This window comes from Alteromonas sp. ABM1_013, assembly GCF_056160505.1.
In genome coordinates this window covers 1-476 of sequence record NZ_JBSWXH010000013.1, presented here as the reverse complement: position 1 = coordinate 476, position 476 = coordinate 1, and the positions used below count along the sequence as shown (strand labels likewise).

Below are 476 nucleotides of genomic sequence, written 5' to 3'. Positions count from 1 at the left end.
GTGCAGTATACTGAAGGCTTGTAGCTCAGCTGGTTAGAGCGCACCCCTGATAAGGGTGAGGTCGGCAGTTCAAGTCTGCCCAAGCCTACCAATTCCTTGCTTTAAGAAAGGAAGGTAACAAAGGTAGAAAACGTGTCATGTTGGACCCGAAATCCTAATGAATATTTACTGTTTCAGTAAAGATTGATTAGGGTTTTTTACTCTAAAGTGAAATGACTCGTCATTTTGCGAATGTTCTTTAACAATTTGGAAAGCTGATATTAATAGTAATCAATCAAAATTGAGTAACTGAGATATCGAAAGATGAACTTTTTACTCTACTTGACTGAATTGCTTGTTATCAATTTATTGATAGCAAGGCAATTCTTCCGATTAGCTTGTCATGCATGCAACATAACTTAGACAGAAGTCAAAAGGCTGTTTGGGGTTGTATGGTTAAGTGACGAAGCGTATACGGTGGATGCCTTGGCAGTTAG

At 38.9% G+C, this 476-nt stretch carries 1 tRNA gene; it reads left to right on the top strand.

The features are described 5' to 3' along the window. The first annotated feature begins 14 nt into the window (after window positions 1-14). A tRNA-Ile gene (locus ACXAGK_RS19475) sits at window positions 15-91 on the top strand. Window positions 92-476: the final 385 nt, after the last annotated feature.